Annotated in this window: 15 protein-coding genes; 7 read left to right on the top strand and 8 right to left on the bottom strand. The window is 43.0% G+C overall.

The genetic code is table 11. The annotated features are described in order from the left end of the window. Window positions 1-18: 18 nt before the first annotated feature. The 6 genes from sapF to pspF all read right to left on the bottom strand — a co-directional run bounded on the left by sapF (window position 19) and on the right by pspF (window position 6,669). Window positions 19-828 (bottom strand): putrescine export ABC transporter ATP-binding protein SapF, encoded by an 810-nt coding sequence (gene sapF / locus ACE1SE_RS09990; protein ID WP_374050766.1) that lies wholly within the window; start codon window positions 826-828, stop codon window positions 19-21. Then, window positions 829-1,821, bottom strand: a complete 993-nt coding sequence (gene sapD, locus ACE1SE_RS09985; protein WP_374053642.1) for a putrescine export ABC transporter ATP-binding protein SapD — start codon at window positions 1,819-1,821, stop codon at window positions 829-831. Continuing rightward, window positions 1,821-2,708, bottom strand: a complete 888-nt coding sequence (gene sapC / locus ACE1SE_RS09980; protein ID WP_374050765.1) for a putrescine export ABC transporter permease SapC — start codon at window positions 2,706-2,708, stop codon at window positions 1,821-1,823. Before sapC ends, sapD begins: the two co-directional genes overlap by 1 nt. Beyond that, window positions 2,695-3,660 carry a putrescine export ABC transporter permease SapB gene (gene sapB, locus ACE1SE_RS09975; RefSeq protein WP_374050764.1) on the bottom strand — a complete coding sequence of 322 codons (966 nt, stop codon included), beginning with the start codon at window positions 3,658-3,660 and terminating at the stop codon, window positions 2,695-2,697. The genes sapC and sapB overlap by 14 nt, the downstream gene beginning before the upstream one ends. After that, window positions 3,657-5,396 carry an ABC transporter substrate-binding protein SapA gene (sapA, locus tag ACE1SE_RS09970; RefSeq protein WP_374050763.1) on the bottom strand — a complete coding sequence of 580 codons (1,740 nt, stop codon included), beginning with the start codon at window positions 5,394-5,396 and terminating at the stop codon, window positions 3,657-3,659. The genes sapB and sapA overlap by 4 nt, the downstream gene beginning before the upstream one ends. Window positions 5,397-5,661: 265 nt before the next feature. Further along, window positions 5,662-6,669 carry a phage shock protein operon transcriptional activator gene (gene pspF, locus ACE1SE_RS09965; RefSeq protein ID WP_374050762.1) on the bottom strand — a complete coding sequence of 336 codons (1,008 nt, stop codon included), beginning with the start codon at window positions 6,667-6,669 and terminating at the stop codon, window positions 5,662-5,664. Between the two features lie 218 nt (window positions 6,670-6,887). Here pspF and pspA point away from each other — a divergent pair, with 218 nt between their 5' ends. From pspA to tyrR, 6 genes are all read left to right on the top strand, one after another. After that, window positions 6,888-7,559, top strand: a complete 672-nt coding sequence (pspA, locus tag ACE1SE_RS09960) for a phage shock protein PspA (protein ID WP_374053641.1) — start codon at window positions 6,888-6,890, stop codon at window positions 7,557-7,559. A gap of 34 nt (window positions 7,560-7,593) precedes the next feature. Then, entirely contained in the window at window positions 7,594-7,821 is a 228-nt protein-coding gene (gene pspB, locus ACE1SE_RS09955; protein ID WP_374050761.1) for an envelope stress response membrane protein PspB, read from the top strand. Then, window positions 7,821-8,183, top strand: a complete 363-nt coding sequence (gene pspC / locus ACE1SE_RS09950; RefSeq protein ID WP_374050760.1) for an envelope stress response membrane protein PspC — start codon at window positions 7,821-7,823, stop codon at window positions 8,181-8,183. The genes pspB and pspC overlap by 1 nt, the downstream gene beginning before the upstream one ends. Before the next feature lie 121 nt (window positions 8,184-8,304). Continuing rightward, window positions 8,305-9,702: a YcjX family GTP-binding protein gene (locus ACE1SE_RS09945; RefSeq protein WP_374050759.1), complete on the top strand. Its 1,398-nt coding sequence runs from the start codon at window positions 8,305-8,307 to the stop codon at window positions 9,700-9,702. After that, window positions 9,699-10,775 carry a YcjF family protein gene (locus tag ACE1SE_RS09940; protein WP_374050758.1) on the top strand — a complete coding sequence of 359 codons (1,077 nt, stop codon included), beginning with the start codon at window positions 9,699-9,701 and terminating at the stop codon, window positions 10,773-10,775. The genes ACE1SE_RS09945 and ACE1SE_RS09940 overlap by 4 nt, the downstream gene beginning before the upstream one ends. Before the next feature lie 135 nt (window positions 10,776-10,910). Further along, on the top strand, window positions 10,911-12,491 hold the full coding sequence (tyrR, locus tag ACE1SE_RS09935) for a transcriptional regulator TyrR (RefSeq protein WP_374050757.1): 1,581 nt from the start codon (window positions 10,911-10,913) through the stop codon (window positions 12,489-12,491). A gap of 160 nt (window positions 12,492-12,651) precedes the next feature. Here tyrR and tpx read toward each other — a convergent pair whose 3' ends face one another. Further along, entirely contained in the window at window positions 12,652-13,155 is a 504-nt protein-coding gene (tpx, locus tag ACE1SE_RS09930) for a thiol peroxidase (protein ID WP_374050756.1), read from the bottom strand. A 229-nt stretch (window positions 13,156-13,384) separates the two neighbouring features. Between tpx and zntB the strand changes: the two genes are divergently transcribed. After that, a complete protein-coding gene (zntB, locus tag ACE1SE_RS09925; RefSeq protein WP_374050755.1) occupies window positions 13,385-14,368 on the top strand; it encodes a zinc transporter ZntB in 984 nt (327 codons plus the stop codon). 212 nt (window positions 14,369-14,580) lie between these two features. Here zntB and ttcA read toward each other — a convergent pair whose 3' ends face one another. Beyond that, entirely contained in the window at window positions 14,581-15,474 is an 894-nt protein-coding gene (gene ttcA, locus ACE1SE_RS09920) for a tRNA 2-thiocytidine(32) synthetase TtcA (protein ID WP_374050754.1), read from the bottom strand. Between the last annotated feature and the right edge of the window lie 266 nt (window positions 15,475-15,740).

The following is a 15,740-nucleotide window of genomic DNA, read 5'->3' as shown; positions in this document are numbered from 1 at the left end:
ATACATTCAATAAAAACATCAAGTGATATCCTGTCGCCATGCTTCAGCAGACAGGGCTTCACCAAAATGACTGGCTATCAATTTGCGGGTAATATCATGCAGCGGAGAAGCCAGAACCTCCGCAGTATTGCCACGCTCGACAACGTCCCCTTGATACATTACCAGTACCTGATCACTGATATGTTTCATCATACCGAGATGCTGGGTGACATAGATATATGAAATACTGTGTTTTTCCTGTAATTCCAGCATCAAGTTGATGATTTGGGAACGCATTGACATATCAAGGGATGCCAGGGCTTCGTCTGCAACAATGATTTGTGGTTGTAATATTAAAGCCCGTGCCAAAGCCACCCGTTGTTTCTGTCCTGATGCCAGCATGTGTGGGTAATAATTGGCATGATCTGGCAGTAAACCAACTTGACGCAATGTTTGGTTGATACGTTTTTCCCGTTCGGAGGGAGATAACTTCGTATTCAAAATTAACGGTATGTCCAGAATCTGCCCAATGCGCTGACGAGGATTCAGTGATGTGCTGGGATCTTGAAAAATCATGCGAATGCGCTGGCTGCGGTAGCTGTAATCCCCGTAAGACAGCTTATGACCGTTAATTAGAATTTCACCTGAACTCGGTTCAATAACCCCGGATAACATTCTTGCTAATGTGGATTTACCGGAACCATTTGCACCAAGGATAGCGAGGGTTTTTTTGGGTTGCAGGGTAAAGCTCACAGGTTTTACGGCGTCGAGTTGATGACGGCGAAATAGTCCGGTTCGATAGCGAAATGTCTTAGTCAGGTTTTTAACTTCCAGCAATGTCTCAACCAATTACGGTTCCTCCATATTCAAAGGGAAATGGCAGGCGAATGCATGACTCTTAATCACCCGTAGCCGTGGGGTTGCAATACAGGTTTTTTGTGCATAAGGGCAACGTGGCCCCAAACGGCAACCTACCGGCAAATGTTCCAGTGATGGAATAGCGCCAGACAGCGTATTTAACCGACTTTTGTGTGGTAATGGACTGCCAAAATCAGGAATCGAACGGATCAGCGCTTGCGTATAGGGATGGTAAGGTTTCACCAGCAACTCATCCGGTGTAGCGCTTTCCACTGTCTGACCGCAATACAGCACATTGATGCGCTTGACCAGTTTACTCATCATTTGCAGGTCATGGCTGATTAACAGGATAGTCATGTTGTTGTTCTGATTGAGGCTTGACAGCAAACGGAATATTTGCGCCTGAGTTGTTGGTTCCATTGCATTGGTCGGCTCATCGGCAATCAGTAATCGTGGCTGGTTGGCAAGTGCAATAGCAATCATCACTTTTTGGCATTCACCTTCTGTTAATTCATAAGGGTAACTGTGCATGATGTCAGAGTGATCTTTAATACCAACACGGTGCAATAACTCAATTGCCCGGCGTTTTCGCCAATTAAATCTCTGCCACCAACGGCCTTTATAAGTCCATCCAGGAATAGATTGAATAATCTGTTTACCAATATTTTCTGATGGATCGAGACATGACTGTGGCTCCTGAAAAATCATTGAAATATTGTGCCCAATCACCTTACGGCGCTGCCGTGGTGTCAGGCGCAATAAATCAATATCGTTAAAACGGAAACGATCTGCGGTTACTTTGAGGTTATCTTTTGTGACGCCACAAATCGCTTTGGCAATCAAACTCTTGCCTGAGCCTGATTCGCCAGCTAAACCCAGTATTTCACCTTCTGTCAGCGAAATACTCATTCTGTCAACAGCTTTGACGGGACCTTCCGCCGTCATGAATTCAATGGTGAGGTTTCGAATATCAAGCAATGGCATCATTCGACTCCTGCGTTAATTGCGCGGTGCAGACCATCACCCAGTAAGTTAACCAGCAACACACTGAGCATAATTGCTGCTCCGGGTAACATAACAGTCCAAGGGGCAGCATAGATCAATTCTAATGAATCTCCCAGCATGGCTCCCCATTCGGGGGATGGTAATTGTGCTCCAAGGTTGAGAAATCCCAGTGCGGCAATATCCAGAATAGCGATAGAGAGGGCACGGGTTAATTCACTGACTATCACAGCTGTGATATTGGGGAGAACGGCATAACGTAAAATATGGTAGTTTGAAGCGCCATCCAGACGCGCTGCAATAATATATTCTTTATCCAGTTCGTCATGCACAGCAGTATAAACGGTGCGTACTATTCTTGGCAGCAATGCCAGAAAAACAGCAATCATGGCATGGTGCAGGCTGGCGCCAGCAAAAGCAACAACAATGATAGCCAGTAGCAATGAAGGAATAGCGAGCAAGGTGTCAAGAATATGATTCATAACCGCCGATCTCAAACCATGAGTCATGCCGGCAATGCTACCGATGATTAATCCTACAATGGCTGCCGTCGCAGTGACCACCAATGCTCCCCCAAATGTGGAAGATGTGCCAATCAATAGGCGGCTGAAAATATCACGGCCCAGATCGTCAGTTCCAAGGAAAAAGGCGACATTACCGTGATGCGACCATGAAGGTGGCATAAGTTGGGATATGAATTGTTGGTCAAGCCGATATGGGGCGAAAAGATCTCCCAACAGGCACAGGGCAATTAAAATTAACACCCCATAAAAACCTGTCATTGCTAATATATCAGCATAGAAAAACCGCCAGATAACTCTCAATGGCGACGGCATTTTCTTTTCTCGATAAAAATTATCTAACGGCATACCATTCCTTATGCTTCAGGGGATTAGCCATCGCGCCAATAATATCTGTCAGAATATTAACGGAAATAACCAGCGTACCTACCACCATGACGCCCGCCGAGATTGCGGAATAATCCTGCTGGCGGATGGCGCTGATGAGCCAGCGCCCTAAACCTGGCCAGTTAAAGACTTGCTCTGTCACCATAGCTAGTGTGAGCATGGTTGAAAATTGTAACCCTAACTTAGGAATGATGGGCGGTAAGGCATTATGCAATAAATGGCGACGAATGATAGTTAGCCGTGATAAACCACGTGTTGCTGCTGATTTGATATAATTTTCGCTTGAAACTTCTTCTGCACTATTGCGCATCAAACGGATAACTTCAGTAGTCGGAGCAACGGCCAGCGTGATAACGGGCAGAACCATATGCAGAATAACGCTCATGATCATTTCATTGCGATAAGGTGCTTTTGACAGCCAGGCATCAATCAGGGCAGAGCCAGTGACAGGTTCCATCCGATAGAGTAAGTCAAATCGTCCTGAGACAGGCAGCCAGCCCAAATACAGTGAAAAAAGCAGGGTCAGCAGTAACGCCAGCCAGAAAACCGGAATGGAAAAACCACATAGGGCAAATGTACTGATAATGGTATCTATTTTTTTGTTGCGCCAGACGCTAGCAATAATTCCAAGAGGAATGCCGATTAACAATGCCATGGAAAAAGAGAGGACGCACAGCTCCATCGTGGCAGGGAGAACAGCATACAGTTGTTCAATAATTCGTTCCCCATTAATTCTGGAAATACCAAAATCCCATTGGAGCAAGCTACGAAAATAGTAGACATAGGCATCTGATAGTGATGCGCCACTCAAGGCTCCATGAGGTGTGAAATACATCAGGCTGAAACTGATTAATGAAAGAAAAAACAACGTCACAACCAGAAGCAATAAACGACGCAGGATATAAATAATCATTTGCTTCCCTTTTTATTTTCATCAGGAACGGTGGCTTCCTGTTCGCGGTAGACTTTGTCAAAGGAACTATTGCCAAACGGGCTGAGCACCAATCCTTGAATGTTATAACGAGAGATTTGTAAACGCATCGAATATGCCAGTGGTAACACGGGTAATTGCTGCGCGAGAATTTCTTGTGCAACATGATAATTTTTGATGCGTGAAGCAAGCTGTTGATTTAACAGGGCTTCATGAAGAGCGTTATCAAAAGTTGAGTTACACCAGCGACTCAGATTCGTTTGCGACGCAATGGCGGCACAACTTAGTAATGGGCGGAAAAAACTATCGGGATCATTGCTATCAGTAGACCAGCCTGCCAGCGTCATATCATGGGTTTTATCCATGAGTTGGTTTTCCTGAAAACGGCCTTCGACAGGGCGGATAGACATTTTAATACCAACCTGTGCCAAATCGGCCTGAATCAGTTCCGCCATTTTCAGAGGGCTTGGGTTATAGGATTGTGAAGCCGTTGGAACCCATAAAGTTAATTCCAACCCATTTAATCCCAGCTCATTTAACATCTTGCGGGATTTTTCAGGATTGTATTCGGTGATTTCGGCTCGATTATCATACGCCCATGATGCTCGAGGTAAAATAGAAGCCGCCGTCTCTGCCGTACCATAATAAATGGATTTCATCAGGCGTTGGTTATTGATAGCGTAGGCAATGGCCTGACGAACGGCTAACTGATCCAGTGGTGGTTTACTGGTATTAAAAGCGAGATAAGCGATATTCATGCCTGAACGTAATGTCTGACGCAGATTTGGATCATCATGCAAAATGTTCCACTGATTAGCATCGGGATAAGCCAGTACATCGCATTCGCCCGTGAGCAATTTTGAGATCCTGCCTGTACCACCCGCGCCAGTGTCTATCACAATCTGTTCCATGCGCGGTTTACCTTTCCAATAGTAATCATGGCGAACAAGGCGGATAAATTGGTCCATCTGATAATCTTCCAGCATGAAGGGACCGGTTCCAACAGGTTTCCAGTCTATTTGCCCTTGTTTATTTATTTGCTGCAATTTTTCAGCATATTCCTGGGACAGGATAGGTGCATAGTAGGTGGCCAGGTGCCAGAGAAAAGAAGCATCGGGCGCATTAAGGCGAAATTCGACAGTATATTGGTTGATTTTCCGAATATCCTTTACTGAATCACCAAATTGCAAACTGTCAAAATAAGGATAATGGCTACCATTAACATCATGATAATCATGTGTCTTATCGAAAACACGGCGGAAACTGAAAACAACATCATCCGCGTTCATTGCACGGGTTGGTGTAAACCAATCGGTTGACTGGAAAGCAACATTATGACGCAGATAAAGGCGATAAGTTGCCCCGTTATCCCGCACTTCCCAGTTAGTAGCCAGTTCAGGAACCAGACGATAGGTAAGAGGGTCAACGCCCAGCAGGCGATTGTAAATCTGTGCAGCAAGCGTATCCACAGTCAAGCCGCTGATAGCCATTTGTGGGTTAAACGTATTCAAAGTGCCATTAACGCAATAAATAAAACCGTTTTGCCGTAAGGATGTTGATATATGAAGCAGACTTTCCGAGGTACTGTTTGGCCCCGATTCTGGAATCATTTTAGTCGGTTCTGGAATGGGGTTCGCAGCAGTTTCTGGAGTAGCAGATCTGGTCGCCAGAGTAGGGGCGGAAATCAATAATATCATCCAGTAAATCAAATAACGCATATAAAATGTCAGTCATAAAAAAGAGTTTGGCCATTGTAACTTAATTAACGCTTTCTGCTCAAAAACAACGGACAGATCACGATAATGAGAAAAATTCTCAATAAAATGCTTTACAAGTTTAATTGATAAGTATTATCATTCGCATGTGCTTTCAGGGAGACACCTTGTAATAGCAAGTATGTATCTCAGAAAAGGCACGACATTGCTCACATTGCTTCCAGTATTTTTATTAGCCGGCTCGGGTGCCGGCTACTTTTTTATCTATCTACTCTATCTTGCCATTAACATCAATACGGTGTTTCTTGATTAATCCGCGGAACTGGTGATAAGTCAAATGAAGTTTGTCAGCAGCCTTTTTCTGATTGAATTGACTTTCTGTCAAAGCCTGTATGATTAAACTCTTTTCGCTGTCGTTTTGCCACTGCCTTAAATCGAGAGGTAATTTGGGGAGGGAGTCATTGGTTATCTCACTCTCAGTGGATGAGGAGGCAGATCGTTGTGAGAGAGAAAAGGGATTGATGATGATCGTGTTTAATTCATTTTTACTATTACCATGCCGGTAAATAGAGCGTTCGATGACATTCTTTAATTCGCGAACATTTCCAGGCCAGTGATAGGAGAGTAAGTGTTGTCTGGCTTCATCAGTAAATCCGGGGAAAAATGGCAGTTCCAACTCACGGCACATCTGAATCGCAAAATTCTGTGCCAGTAACATAATATCCTGTTGCCGCTGGCGCAGTGGTGGGATATGAACTACGTCGAACGCGAGTCTGTCGAGCAAATCAGCCCTGAATTTCCCACGGGCAGCCATGGCAGGTAAATCTTCGTTAGTGGCACAGATCAAACGTACATCAACTTGTAATGACTGAGTACCGCCAACACGTTCCAGATGACCATATTCAATGACACGCAGTAATTTCTCCTGTACTTGCATGGGGGCAGTCGCGAGTTCGTCAAGAAACAAGGTTCCACCGTCGGCTCGCTCAAAGCGCCCTTGGTGTTTTGAACGGGCACCGGTGAATGCACCTGCCTCATGACCAAATAGTTCTGAGTCAAGCAAATTTTCATTGAGTGCTGCACAGTTCAGCGAAATGAAAGGGCCTTGCCAACGTGGAGAAAGATAATGTAAACGTCGGGCAATTAACTCCTTGCCTGTTCCTCGTTCTCCCAAAACTAAAACCGGTTTATTCAATTGCGCTAATGCGGAGACTTGTTCCAAAATTTCAATAAAACAGTTTGCTTCACCTAATAGGTTATCAATGAACTGGGACATGGTATTTTTCGCCAAAAATTGGTTAATTTAACTAAGTTAGCTAATTACAATAAAAAAGCAAAGAAAAAATTATATCAATAATTTCAATTGAATAAGAAAAACAAGAAAGTTGGCATGTATTTTGTATTTAGTTAAGTGCCTTACCGTGTATCTTATATCCGTATTTAACAATACACAGGCATAACATATATACATTCTAATTAAAGAGGTTTATGACTATGGGTATTTTTTCTCGTTTTGCTGATATCGTGAATGCCAATATTTCTTCTCTGCTGGATAAAGCAGAAGATCCACAGAAAATGATCCGCTTGATGATTCAGGAAATGGAAGACACACTGGTGGAAATCCGCTCGACTTCCGCCCGTACTCTGGCAGAGAAAAAGCAGCTTTTGCGCCGCATCAGCATGGGTGAAAATCAGATTGATGGTTGGCAAGAAAAAGCTGAACTGGCACTGAGCAAGGATAAAGAGGATTTAGCGCGTGCAGCGTTGCTTGAAAAACAGAAAGTCAGTAGCTTAGTTGAAACGCTAACACACGAATTGTCCATTCTGGATGAAACGCTGGAACGCATCAAAGGCGAAGTGACTGAGCTGGAAAATAAATTGACAGAAGCGCGTGCGAGACAACAATCATTGGCACTGCGTCATCAGGCCGCAGCATCTTCGCGCCAGGTACGCCGTCAGTTGGATAGCGGTAAAATCGATGAGGCAATGGCGCGCTTCGAACAGTTTGAACGCCGGATAGATCACATGGAAGCGGAAGCAGAAGCTTTTGGATTGGGCAAACAGAAATCACTCGATCAGCAATTTGCAGAATTGAAGGCAGATGATGAAATCAGTGCACAATTAGCGGCCTTGAAAGCTAAAATGAATATCAAAGATTCTCAATGATGACATATATCACATACATAACTAAGGAAAGATAATGGGCTATATATTTCTTGGTATCCCGCTGATCATTTTTGTGCTTTTTGTTTTACCCATCTGGTTGTGGCTGCATTACAGCAACCGCAACAGTAATCGGGAGCAGTTAGGGAGCAGTGAAATTCAGCGTTTAGAACAGTTGACCGAGAATGCCAGGCGTATGCAAGAACGGATTAAAACGTTAGAAGATATCCTTGACGCAGAGCATCCAAATTGGAGACAGTCATAATGTCAAATCAATACCGCAGAAAACTTTACCGTTTGCCAGAGCAGGGGGTAGTTAAAGGAGTTTGTGCCGGGCTGGCAGACTATTTTGACGTACCCGCTCCGCTTATTCGTACCATCGCGGTATTATCGCTGTTCTTTGGTCTATTTGGCATAACGGTATTGGCTTATATTATCTTAACCTTTGTCATGGATCCCGCCCCTGCGGGATATTCAGCAGAGGAGAAGTATAGAGGGCCATCAGCACAGAAGATGTTGGACGAAATAGATTACCAATTGAAGACAAGCGAAGCACGTTTGCGTCAAATGGAACGCTATGTGACGTCTGATACTTACAATGTGCGCAGCCGTTTCCGTCAGCTCTGAGCGTGCAACCAGACAGTGAATAGCATGGGTTCTGGCCTGTAATAGCGAAAATAATGTCAAATTTTGCTGATGTTACAGGCCGGATAGGACTGAATTCACAGTATTCCCATTTAGGAGAAACATGAAACGGTTGCAAAACGAATTGACAGCGCTCGTTAATCGTGGAATGGATCGTCATTTGCGGCTGGCAGTAACAGGATTAAGTCGCAGTGGAAAAACCGCATTTATTACTTCTTTGGTAAACCAACTTCTGCATGTTCACAGCGGAGCCAGATTACCGTTGTTTTCTGCCGTGCGCGATGGGCGCTTACTTGGTGTGAAGCGAGTGCCCCAGCGAGATTTTGGAGTGCCTCGTTTTACCTATGATGAAAACATCACAGAATTATACGACACTCCCCCTCACTGGCCGACGCCAACGCGCGGTGTGAGTGAAATACGCTTAGCATTGCGTTATCGTTCTGAAGATTCCCTATTTCGTTACCTCAAGGAAACTTCTACCCTTTATTTGGAAATTGTCGATTATCCGGGCGAATGGTTATTGGATTTACCCATGCTGGAACAAAATTATCTGGCGTGGTCACGGCATATGCACGGATTACTGAAAGGGGAGAGAGCAAATTGGGCTAAGCCGTGGTTAGCGTTATGTAAGCAATGTGATCCATTGGCGCCTGTTGATGAAAATTTACTTGCCAGAATCGCTCAAGCTTATACGGATTACTTGCATCAATGTAAACAGCAGGGTTTGCACTTTATCCAACCTGGGCGTTTTATCTTGCCGGGTGATCTGGCGGGAGCCCCAGCGCTGCAATTTTTCCCGTGGCCGGATATTGACAGAATCGGGGAACCACAATTAGCAAAGGCGGATAAACATACCAATATAGGTATGTTGCGTGAACGTTTTGCTTATTACTGCGATCATATCGTTAAGGCATTCTATAAAGAGCATTTTCTGCGTTTTGATCGGCAAATTATCCTGGTGGATTGCTTACAGCCATTGAATAGTGGCCCGCAAGCGTTCAATGATATGCGGCTTGCATTGACACAACTGATGCAGAGTTTTCATTATGGTAAACGAACACTATTTCGTCGTTTATTCTCGCCTTGCATCGATAAATTGCTGTTTGCTGCCAGCAAAGCTGATCATATTACGCCAGATCAACATACCAATCTTGTTTCACTCTTACAGCACTTGGTACAGGAAGCGTGGCAAAATGCGGCGTTTGAAGGGATCAGCATGGATTGTGTCGGGCTTGCGTCAGTTCAGGCAACAGAGAGCGGCATTGTTATGCATAAAGGTGAAAAAATCCCTGCTATCAAGGGCAATCGTTTGTCAGATGATAAGTTATTAACATTTTTTCCGGGAGAAGTGCCACAGCGCTTGCCAAATAGTGAATTCTGGCAAAAACAAGGATTTCATTTCGAATCCTTCCGGCCAAAACCCGTCGATGTCAGCACACCGTTACCCCATATCCGCATGGATAGCGTGATGGAATTTTTATTGGGAGACAAATTAACATGACCGAACCGTTGAAACCGCGAATGGATTTTGACGATCTTGTACAAACATCGTCCGAACCACCACTAAAATCAAAAAAAGAATTCACTGGGCAGGAAAAAGAATTCTATCCGGTTATGTCAGAGCGGGAAGCGGAGGAGAAGGAAAGCGAATTTGAAGGTGCAGTGAATGCTGCGTTGAAACCGAAACGTAGTTTTTGGCGAAAAGTTTTTATCAGTGCTGTCCTGTTATTGGGGGCTAGTGTTGTTGCCCAATGTGTTCAGTGGATATACCAGGCATGGCAGCAACATGATTGGATTGCACTGGGGATCGCAGCGGCAGGCAGCATGATTGTATTTGCGGGTATAGGTAGTGTGATCAAGGAATGGCGACGCCTTTACCATTTGCGGCAGCGTACAGAAGAGCGTGATACTGCAAAAACGCTATTGCAAAGTCACGGCATCGGCAAGGGAAAGCAATTTTGTGAAAAATTAGCAGAACAGGCCGGAATTGGGCAACAACATCCGGCATTACAGCGTTGGCAGGCTGCCGTGCATGAAACCCATAGTGATCGTGAAATTATCATATTATACAGTAAATTAGTTCAGCCTGTTTTGGATACACAAGCCAGACAAGAAATCAGTCGCTCAGCTGCGGAATCAGCTTTGATGATTGCGGTCAGTCCATTGGCTATCGTGGATATGGCTTTTATTGCGTGGAGAAACATTCGACTCATTAATCGTATTGCAGCGCTTTATGGCATCGAGTTAGGTTATTTCAGCCGCATTCGCTTATTTCGGCTAGTATTGCTGAATATTGCCTTTGCAGGAGCATCAGAGTTAGTCAGAGAAGTGGGTATGGACTGGTTATCACAGGACATTGCAGCCCGTCTTTCTGCACGTGCTGCACAAGGGATTGGCGCAGGATTACTGACAGCTCGTTTGGGCATCAAGGCAATGGAATTATGTCGGCCTTTGCCGTGGATTGATGGAGATAAACCGAAGTTAGGAGATTTTCGCCACCAATTATTTGCTCAACTTAAAAGTACGCCACCAATGAACAACAAGTACAGCAAAGATACAGAAACAGCAAAATAACCAATTAATAGCGTCTGTCATACCAGCTTGACATCTTACTTTCTTGTAAACTTTTACTGACAAGGGCTTCATCTATTGGATAGTAAAGGGTAACATTCAGGCAGTTAAGAACATCGTGTAAATAAGGTCAGAAAAATGCGATTGGAAGTTACTTGTCAGGATCGAATTGGGTTAACCCGCGAATTACTTGATTTACTGGTTTTACGAAATATTGACCTGAAAGGAATTGAAATTTCTCCTGCAAGTCGTATTTACCTTAATTTTACTCAAATTGATTTCAATATCTTCCGTGAATTGATGGCAGAAATTCGCCGTATCAATGGCGTTGTTGATGTCAGGACCGTTGCTTTTATGCCGTCAGAGAAAGAACATAGGGCGATGTGGACACTGTTGGAATCAGTTCCTGAACCTGTCTTTTCTATTGACATGCAAGGCAATGTTGAATTGGTTAACTCCGCTGCTTTGGCATTGTTTGGTGTCAGTAAAGAAAAAATTAGCCAAAAAAACATTGGTCATCTGATTAGCAATTACAATTTCCTTCGTTGGCTTGAAAGTGAGCATCATCAACCACACTTAGCACAACTATCCATTAAAGGGCAAGATTATGGAATGAATATTATTCCTATGCAGTTAACGGATGAAAATCAGGTTGTTAGATGTGTAGGTGCTGTAATTATGTTGCGTTCTGGTGAACATCATCCTGAGTCACTACGCAAAAAATTAACCGAAAATAGCGATAACGCTTTTGAACAGATTATTGCTGTCAGCCCTAAGATGGTTCATATCGTTGAGCAGGCCCGTAAAATGGCCATGCTTGATGTTCCCTTGCTGCTTGTCGGTGAGACAGGAACGGGAAAAGATGAATTTGCTAAAGCTTGTCATTTGCGCAGTGCAAGAGGAAAACAGCCTTTTCTTGGGTTAAATTGTGCTTCCATGCCGGATGATGTTGTAGAAAGTGAACTGTTTGGTTATGCGGCGGGAGCCTATCCTAATGCATTGGAAGGCAAAAAAGGATTCTTTGAACAGGCTAATGGTGGGACGGTTTTATTAGATGAAATCGGTGAAATGTCGCCACAAATGCAGACTAAATTACTTCGTTTCTTGAATGATGGAACATTTCGTCGTGTCGGTGAAGAGAATGAAGTTAAGGTAAATGTCCGAATTATTTGTGCTACTCAGAAAAACTTAATTGAGTTGGTACAAAAAGGGGCGTTTCGGGAAGATCTTTATTATCGGCTGAATGTCCTAACCATTACATTACCACCTTTGCGGGAACGTCAGGTGGATATCATGCCATTGACGGACTACTTTGTAACACGTTTTGCACAAGAACAGAATTTACATAAGCCTAAGTTCTCTGCTGATTTAGAGCAATTTTTGTGTGGTTATCACTGGCCAGGCAATGTCAGGCAGCTTCGCAATGCGATATATCAGGCATTGACTCAACTTGAGAGTAACAAACTAAGCCCGCAGGATATCCGGCTACCTGAACCAGAGGCTGAGGCAACATTTAATGAAGATATTCTGGTGGGTTCTTTGGATGAAATCAGCAAGCGTTTTGAACGCTCTGTGCTGACACGTCTTTATCGCCATTATCCCAGTACGCGTAAGCTGGCAAAACGGCTTGGGGTTTCTCACACGGCAATAGCCAATAAATTACGGGAATATGGTTTGAGTGGTAAGAAACACTTAGTTGAACATGAAGATGATGAATAATAATTGAGGTATTACTGCTTTTAAAAATATTTAATTTATAAAATAAGCTGGCGACGATAAAACTATTTATTATGATCTTATCATCGCCAGAAAATAAGTTTAAAAACTAAACATTAAAAGCTAAATATTAAAAGTAATGCCGCTATTAATAGTAAAACACTTATTTCAATGCGGCTAATGCACTGTCATAGTCAGGTTCATTGGTGATTTCATCAACCAACTGGCTATAAATAATTTGGTTATTTTCATCCAGAACAACAACAGCACGTGCAGTCAGTCCACCTAATGGACCTTCGCCTATGGCAACACCGTAATCTTCCTGAAATTCCCCACCACGCAGTGTAGAAAGAGTGACAACATTAGACAGACCTTCAGAACCACAGAAACGAGACTGAGCAAAAGGCAAATCTGCTGAAATGCACAATACGACAGTATTGTCTAATTCGCTGGCAAGTTGGTTGAATTTACGGACAGATGTGGCACAAACACCGGTGTCAATGCTTGGGAAAATATTAAGCACTTTACGTTTACCTGCGTAGTGGCTCAATGTTACATCAGCAAGATCTTTAGCGACTAGCGTGAATTCTTTTGCTGTCTGACCTACTTGTGGAAAATCTCCGTTAACGGTGATATCACTACCTTGAAATTTGACTGTTTGTGTCATGATTTAATCCCTCGATAAAGTAAACTACGCCGTCAGTGTAAAGGAATAGTGCGATCTTGCCCACAAAAATAGATGAAATGTTCAGAAATACTCTCCCTTCTTTTAATTAACAATATCTTATAATTTATTTTTAGGACGATTATTAGACAAACAAGGCAAAAATATCATCAAAATATACAATTAAGCATGAAGCGTTGGCACGAAACTTAAGTACAAACAAGGAGCAGATGTGGAAACGATCTATGGCTCGGTATTTAAAGGTTCAAATGCAATTTATGCCTGTCAATTAAATGGCAAGGGTGGTATTACGGCATTTGGGGATGATTCACTCGTAACCGCAGAGCAGCCAGTTTGGCAACATCTTGATTATAAAAATCCGGATAGTCATCAATGGATTATGAATACAACCTTGCTACCGTTCTCAGTAAAGGATGAATTAGTGAGTGAAAATATTCGTCCAAAGGTACTGCGTACAGGCGAAGGCACTTTGGTTGTTTTGAGATCGGTGAATCGCAATAATAATGCGCGCCCCGATCATCTGGTTTCGTTTCGCATTTATATTAATGACAAAATGATTATCTCCAGCCGCCATCGAAAAATTCATTCTATTGATCAAATTCTGGATGATTTGCACAATGATGTTGGTGCGAAAAGTACAGGGAATTGGCTGGTAGAAATAGCAGGAGCCATTACTGATGAAGCCAATGATTTTATTGAAGAGCTGCATGACAACCTGATTGAGTTTGAAGATGATATTTTGGCGCAGAAAGCTCCTGGTCGCGGAGAATTGGTATTGCTGCGTAAACAGTTAATCGTTCTGCGCCGATATATGGCACCACAGCGGGATATTTTTATCCGTTTGGCCAGTGAGAAATTGCCCTGGATGAACGATGAAGAGCGCCGTTTAATGCAGGAAATTGCTGACCGATTGGGCAGGGGAATAGATGATCTTGATGGATGTATTGCCCGAACCGCCGTTCTTGCCGATGAAATCACTTCCATGATGGCGGATGCCATGAACCGCCGTACTTACATGATGTCTCTATTGGCGATGGTATTCTTGCCTACCACCTTTTTGACGGGATTATTCGGTGTCAATCTGGGGGGAATACCAGGCAATGAGTATCGCTTTGGATTCGGTTTATTCACTCTTTTATTGTCATTATTGATGGTGGCTTTTGCGTGGTGGTTAAGGCGAAGCAAATGGCTATAGGATTTGAGATAAATCAATAAACAATACCTATAATTAGGGCATTATAGATTTGCAGGTGAATACAACGTTGAACGTTGTGCTCCATTAATTGTAGTTTTTCTCATATTGAGTTTTACACAGAATAATTGCTCATTAATTATGCCGATACTTGTTTTAGTATCGGCTATTTTTTTGCCAGAATTTAAGCAAATTGTAACAAAGACTGCTTATTCTTAAATGTTTGTCACATCGATAAACATTGATTCATTAATATTCGTTGACGATACCACTGCTTCGTTAAAAGCATATTCTTCCCTTTCTCCCTCACGATGCAATGGCAAGTTAACAAAGTCGAAAATAGTTTTGTCTGCCAATTGGCTTGGGCTCACATTTTGAATAGATTTAAAAATATTCTCTACTCTGCCTGGTGTTTTTTTATCCCAATCTACCAGCATTGCTTTGATCGCCTGTCGCTGTAGATTTTCCTGAGAACCACATAAGTTGCAAGGAATGATTGGGAATTTTTTGCTTTCCGCATATTGAATCAGGTCTGTCTCCCTGCAATATGCCAGCGGCCTGATAACGATATTACGGCCATCGTCAGAGCGTAATTTAGGGGGCATCGCTTTCATACGGGCACCATGGAACATATTCAGAAACAGCGTTTCAACGATGTCATCAAGATGATGCCCAAGCGCAATTTTTGTTGCCCCGATTTTTTCTGCGAAAGAATAGAGGGTGCCGCGACGTAGTCTTGAACACAATCCGCAGGTAGTTTTGCCTTCAGGAATTTTCTCTTTAACAACAGAATAGGTATCTTTATCAACAATGTAATAGGGAATATCCAGGCTTTCAAAATATTGGGGTAAAATGTGCTCAGGAAAGCCAGGCTGTTTCTGATCAAGGTTCACTGCAACGACGTTAAATTTTATTGGTGCCACTTTTTGCAGATTCAACAGAATATCTAACATCGCGAATGAATCTTTACCACCACTGATACATGCCATTACAACATCATTGTCTTCAATCATATTGTAATCAATGATGGCATTACCAACGTTTCTTCTCAGGCGTTTCTGGAGTTTGTTGAATTCAAGTGTCTCTTTTCTCGTATCTTTTTGATTCATTGCGACTTCTCACATTGTCGATTATACCGACTGTCGATTTCCTATACGGACCCTTTGCAGGGGCCGGATTATACGGATTTTTCTTTTTGTTTGAAACATATCTGTGATCAACAAATTTCGGCCATATACTGAGTGTTGTTGTGAAAGAATACGGTTACCGTAGTTGTTAGCGCGAAGGGATCGCTAATGGCGACGGGAAAAGTACTCACAATCGGAAATATGAGGCCAGCATTACTGGCCTCACTAAGTTAATTGTAATTAAGTTA

This window comes from Xenorhabdus taiwanensis, assembly GCF_036512875.1.
Lineage (GTDB): Bacteria > Pseudomonadota > Gammaproteobacteria > Enterobacterales > Enterobacteriaceae > Xenorhabdus > Xenorhabdus taiwanensis.
Note: the sequence above shows the minus strand (reverse complement) of the source record. Positions and strands in the feature narration are given on the sequence as shown.

What these genes read in the sequence shown, in the direction of transcription:
- ttcA (WP_374050754.1), bottom strand. Translation starts at nt 15,474, where the DNA reads ATGAATCAAAAAGATACGAGAAAAGAGACACTTGAATTCAACAAACTC.
- pspA (WP_374053641.1), top strand. Translation starts at nt 6,888, where the DNA reads ATGGGTATTTTTTCTCGTTTTGCTGATATCGTGAATGCCAATATTTCT.
- ACE1SE_RS09940 (WP_374050758.1), top strand. Translation starts at nt 9,699, where the DNA reads ATGACCGAACCGTTGAAACCGCGAATGGATTTTGACGATCTTGTACAA.
- sapA (WP_374050763.1), bottom strand. Translation starts at nt 5,396, where the DNA reads ATGCGTTATTTGATTTACTGGATGATATTATTGATTTCCGCCCCTACT.
- pspB (WP_374050761.1), top strand. Translation starts at nt 7,594, where the DNA reads ATGGGCTATATATTTCTTGGTATCCCGCTGATCATTTTTGTGCTTTTT.
- tpx (WP_374050756.1), bottom strand. Translation starts at nt 13,155, where the DNA reads ATGACACAAACAGTCAAATTTCAAGGTAGTGATATCACCGTTAACGGA.
- tyrR (WP_374050757.1), top strand. Translation starts at nt 10,911, where the DNA reads ATGCGATTGGAAGTTACTTGTCAGGATCGAATTGGGTTAACCCGCGAA.
- sapB (WP_374050764.1), bottom strand. Translation starts at nt 3,660, where the DNA reads ATGATTATTTATATCCTGCGTCGTTTATTGCTTCTGGTTGTGACGTTG.
- pspF (WP_374050762.1), bottom strand. Translation starts at nt 6,669, where the DNA reads ATGTCCCAGTTCATTGATAACCTATTAGGTGAAGCAAACTGTTTTATT.
- sapC (WP_374050765.1), bottom strand. Translation starts at nt 2,708, where the DNA reads ATGCCGTTAGATAATTTTTATCGAGAAAAGAAAATGCCGTCGCCATTG.
- pspC (WP_374050760.1), top strand. Translation starts at nt 7,821, where the DNA reads ATGTCAAATCAATACCGCAGAAAACTTTACCGTTTGCCAGAGCAGGGG.
- sapD (WP_374053642.1), bottom strand. Translation starts at nt 1,821, where the DNA reads ATGCCATTGCTTGATATTCGAAACCTCACCATTGAATTCATGACGGCG.
- ACE1SE_RS09945 (WP_374050759.1), top strand. Translation starts at nt 8,305, where the DNA reads ATGAAACGGTTGCAAAACGAATTGACAGCGCTCGTTAATCGTGGAATG.